Annotated in this window: 3 protein-coding genes and 3 pseudogenes; 4 read left to right on the top strand and 2 right to left on the bottom strand. The window is 69.0% G+C overall.

Going from position 1 to position 3,851, the window contains the following annotated elements:
* From ACY45C_RS16030 to ACY45C_RS16015, 4 genes and pseudogenes are all read left to right on the top strand, one after another.
* The coding region (locus ACY45C_RS16030; protein ID WP_462188393.1) for a GNAT family N-acetyltransferase at window positions 1-481 on the top strand (481 nt) is incomplete at its 5' end.
* Between the two features lie 118 nt (window positions 482-599).
* Window positions 600-917, top strand: coding sequence for a hypothetical protein (locus ACY45C_RS16025; protein WP_462188392.1), 318 nt, complete (start codon window positions 600-602; stop codon window positions 915-917).
* A gap of 618 nt (window positions 918-1,535) precedes the next feature.
* Window positions 1,536-2,159: pseudogene (locus tag ACY45C_RS16020) on the top strand (CHASE3 domain-containing protein); the annotation flags it as partial.
* Window positions 2,160-2,307: 148 nt separating this feature from the next.
* Window positions 2,308-2,526: pseudogene (locus tag ACY45C_RS16015) on the top strand (sensor histidine kinase); the annotation flags it as partial.
* 462 nt (window positions 2,527-2,988) lie between these two features.
* Here the strand turns inward: ACY45C_RS16015 and ACY45C_RS16010 are convergent.
* On the bottom strand, window positions 2,989-3,498 hold the full coding sequence (locus tag ACY45C_RS16010) for a DUF6328 family protein (RefSeq protein ID WP_462188391.1): 510 nt from the start codon (window positions 3,496-3,498) through the stop codon (window positions 2,989-2,991).
* Window positions 3,495-3,851, bottom strand: a pseudogene (locus tag ACY45C_RS16005) (hemerythrin domain-containing protein); the annotation flags it as partial. The gene ACY45C_RS16010 and the pseudogene ACY45C_RS16005, both read right to left, overlap by 4 nt.

Raw genomic sequence — 3,851 nt, 5'->3', positions numbered from 1 at the left:
AGACGACGTCGAGCCCTACCTGTCCATGGCGCGACACCCGGACATGTCCGTCTACACCAGCTCGCCGTCGAAGGAGGGCTCCGTCTGGGGCATGACGGCGTTCCAGATCGGCCACTGGGCGCTCAACGGCTTCGGAATGTGGATCATCGAGGATCGGGAAACGGGTGCGTTCCTCGGCCGCGCCGGGCTGTACGAGGAGTACGGCTGGCCGGATATCGAGGTCGCCTGGACCGTCCGCCGGGACCGGTGGGGACAGGGCATCGCGACCGAAGGCGGCGCGGCAGCCCTGGAGTTCGCGTTCACCGAGACGAACCGGAACCGGGTGATCAGCATCATCCACCCTGAGAACACGAGCTCGATCCGTGTCGCCGAGAAGCTCGGCCTCACCCTGGCCGAGGGTCCGGTCGACCGGGACGGCGAGCCGCGAAACATCTACGCGATCAGCCGCGCCGAATGGGAGAACCGCAAGACCAGCAGGTAGGCGCTCGGCAGCAGCGAGGCCAATCGGCGTGACGGAACCGCACTCCTTGGTTCCGGAGTAGGTGTTCCGCCGCTACCGTTGATGCAGATAGGGGCCGCCTGTATACGGAGAGCAACCCATGGCGTGGAACAAGCGAGAGTCGACCAGTGGTGGAGCCTCCACCGGCCGCGATGGCATCAAGCGCGGCGGCAGAGGTGGATCACCCAGGGGCAAGAATAACCCCGACACCGAGAAGGACTACGACAAGCGGGGCGCGAAGGCCGGGCATGCCGACCTCGAACCGGTGGAGACCGCGGACTGCCCCACCTGCAACGGAACCGGCAAGGTCACCGCGGACAGGTCCGAGGCTGACGAGGACGGCGGTTTCGCGGGCACGCAAGAGGTGGACTGCACAGCATGCGACGGCACCGGTCTGATTACAAGGCGGCGGCGATGACCGACGACTTCCCAGCCCGGGGGCCGATCGCGGACGGCGACCCGACCGGTGAGCGGCCGATCATACGAATGCTGTCACTGGTGGCCTGCAACAAATGCCGCCGTCGCCGTGGCGCCCAGTTTCACGCGACGGGCAGAGTCGAGCCCGTGCCAAGAGCGGGTACCTGTCCGCACGGCAAGCCGCTGCGAACCGTCTGGGCACCCGGCTACGGTCCGGACGCCCAGCCGCCGGAGGATCCGACCACGCCAGAAGAACGACGGCAAGGCCCGGTCTGACCCCGGGCATGCCGAAGCGGCCCGCCCCACTCGGAGCGGCCGTCATTCGAGGACCAAAACCATGATCAGGTGCCATCCTGGCACCGCAAGATCGAATAATTCAGGAAATTAGCAGGTCGCAACGATCTTCCCGTTTCCACGCCGCGAACGTGCGCTCCCGTCCGGGGCCGGGTGGGTCTGTCGCGTCGGGCGGGTCCGCAGACCCCGTCAAAGCGGCCAACTGGCGTTGGTCCGGAGGCGGGCATCGTCCCCAGCCTTACAATGAGTAATCGATCCAGCATGGACAGTCGCACCTGTACGCCTGGAACCGCCCGTCGGGTCTGTCAACATCCTGGAGGCGCCTATGGCGGAGACACAGGACCTCACGGACACAATCGACCCGGCGCGGCGCGCCAACACGGCCGTGTTGCAGGGGATGACCAACGCCGAGACGGGCGTCCGCGGCTATCTGATCAGCCATGACCCGTCGTTTCTGCAGCCGTACCGGGCCGGCACGGCCGCGATGGCCGGGGCGTTCGCGAAGATCGCAAGAGATTTCGGTGGGGACGCGACGGTACGCGGCCAGCTGGCAGCCGAGCGGGCCGCCGCCTCGTCGTGGCTGGACGACTACGCCAACCCCGCGATCACCGGTGTCGCCCCTCCCCCGGAGGCAGGTAAGCATCTGTTCGACGCGTTCCGGGCGACGAACGCCTCGCTCGGCACCACCCTTGGCCAGCTGCGTCACGACAAGACCGACGCGCTCAACCGGACCCTGGCCGTGACGATCGGGATGATCGGCGGCCTGCTGGCGATCGGTCTGGCGGTGGGTATCCGGACCGCGGTGGTCACAACCCGATGTCTGGTCCGCCCGCTGCAGAACGTCACCGCCGCGGTGCGGTCGTTGGCCCTGGGACGGCTGAATACCCGCGTCACTCCCGCGGGGCCGCAGGAGACGCAGGAGGTGGGGAGGTCGGTCAACACCCTCGCGGACCAGCTGGACCGGGTAGCGGTCGAACGCGCCCGCTCAGCCGCCGAGTTGCAGACGGCCAACGACGAGCTACGGGCGGCGAACAACGAGCTGGAGGCCTTCTCCTACAGCGTGTCTCATGACCTTCGGACACCGCTGCGGGCTGTCAGTCGCCGACAATGGCGCCGGCTTCGATCCCCGCCACGCCGGCAAGCTGTTCGGTGTGTTCCAGCGTCTGCATCGGGCGGACCAGTTCGAAGGGACCGGTGTCGGGCTTGCCCTGGTCGCGCGGATCATCCATCGCCACGGTGGGCGGATCTGGGCGGACGGGACACCTGGCCAGGGGGCGACGTTCTCCTTCACCCTCACGGAAGCGGAACAGCGATGACGCATCCCAGCCCGGACGTCCTCCCACTGGCTCGGCGAACTCCTCGAACCGGGGCGTACCGTACTGCTCGCCGGTGGCGTCGAGGGCGCCCATGGCTGCCGGAGCGGCAACAGCGGCGGTGCTGGCGGCGGCGGTGACGCGGCTGAGGCGGCTGAGGCGGGCCGCGGCGTCGGGACCGGCCAACAGCGCCGGGGTGACCAGGACGAGGGCGGCCTGCGCGGCGGCGGCCTGCAAGCCGGCGGCGCGCAGGCCCGGCATAGCCGTGCCGCCGGCCGATGGTCGGCGGGTCATGGCGGCGCCGGAGTCCACCGGAGTGCCGTCCATGCCCAGCAGCACCGCACCCACCGTCAACAGGTCCACGGCCGCCCTCTCCACGACCACCCTCCCCCAATATGCCCGCTACACGAGGATGACATGAGGATAAGGTGCTTATGGGGTAATGACGGTTAAAACCGACCGGGGTCAGTCGCGGGCGGCGAGGCGGATGGCGGCGGGCACGACGGCCCACAGCACGACCAGCACGACGAATGTGCAGGCCCCGGCGATCCAGCCGGCCGGCGCCCCCTTGACCACGTCGAAGATGAGCAGGACGACCCCGGAGACGGCCACGGCGAACAATGCCAGGCCCACCTGGGCGAGCCGGTTCGCCACCCGGATCAGCGTCTCCTTCTCCTTGCGCCGGAAGACCGCGCGGTGCAGGCTCACCGGCATGATGAGCAGCCCGGTGGCGCTGACCGTCAGCAGCACGATCACGAGATAGAGCGACTTCTGCTCGTTGCTCAACGTCGTGAACCGCTGCTGGAACGGGATGGCGAGCAGGAAGGCGGTCAGCAGCTGCACGCCCGTCTGGACGACGCGCAGCTCCTGCAGCAGATCTCCCCAGTTGCGGTACCGGCGTTGCGCCGGGGTCTCCGAAGGGTCCGGCCCGCCGTTCGAGGAGTTCCCCCGGGCGGTGGAGATCCTCGCCGTCACCCCGCCGTCGTCGTCTGCCGCCGAGCGTCGCGCAGCCGGTCGACGAGGGACACCGCCGGCCCGAATACCCGCTGAGCGGTGGGGGATCCCGCGACCGAGGGGTGCGGATGGGTGGGGGCGATCGCCTGAATGGCCCGCAGTCTGCGGCCCAGGCGCACGAGTTCGGACTCGGGACGGACCTGGCGCAGCGCCTCGAACTCCTCCCGCTCCTCGCGCTCGGCGTGTTCCACCACCGTGTGCTCGAACGCGGCGAGCTTGGCCTCGAACTCGACGCTGCTCGCGTCCATCCGATCGAGGCCGGCGAGGTCCCGACTCGCCGCCTTCTCCTCGCGGTTGCGGGCATCGGTCACCTC

The organism is Frankia sp. CcWB2, assembly GCF_977927585.1.
The sequence above is the reverse complement of the archived record's forward strand: the minus strand, read 5'-3'. Positions and strand labels throughout refer to the sequence as shown.

Bases quoted from the DNA above. Each gene is read 5' to 3' on its own strand.
- ACY45C_RS16025 (WP_462188392.1), top strand. From the start codon at position 600: ATGGCGTGGAACAAGCGAGAGTCGACCAGTGGTGGAGCCTCCACCGGC.